The organism is Gilvimarinus sp. 1_MG-2023 (assembly GCF_030548285.1).
The window spans coordinates 1-367 of sequence record NZ_JAUOSC010000357.1 but is presented as its reverse complement, the minus strand read 5'-3'; the positions used below and the strand labels follow the sequence as shown (position 1 = coordinate 367).

Annotated in this window: 1 protein-coding gene; it reads left to right on the top strand. The window is 57.5% G+C overall.

Annotated features, from left to right (window positions below; genetic code table 11):
* On the top strand, positions 1-367 hold a 367-nt coding region (locus Q4563_RS17180; RefSeq protein ID WP_336623047.1), incomplete at both ends, for a patatin-like phospholipase family protein.

Below are 367 nucleotides of genomic sequence, written 5' to 3'. Positions count from 1 at the left end.
CGACTGAGCTGCGATCATCTACTGGCCTCCTCGGCCATCCCGATGATCTTTCCGGCGGTGTTTCTGGGCGACCAGTATTATGCCGACGGCGCCGTCCGCCAACTGGCGCCCATCAGCCCGGCTCTGCACCTGGGTGCAGAAAAAGTAATGGTGATTGGTGTCAGTGCCATTGCCCACCGCAACAAACCGGATATCCCGGATGATACCTATCCCTCCCCGGCCAAAATAATGGGACATATGCTGAATGCCGCCTTCCTCGATAGCATGGAAAGCGATATCGAACGACTACGCCGTATTAACCAGACGCTCCAGCATATTCCCAGGGCAGTGCGCCTGTACGACGATATGGAGCTGCGGCCGGTGCAAC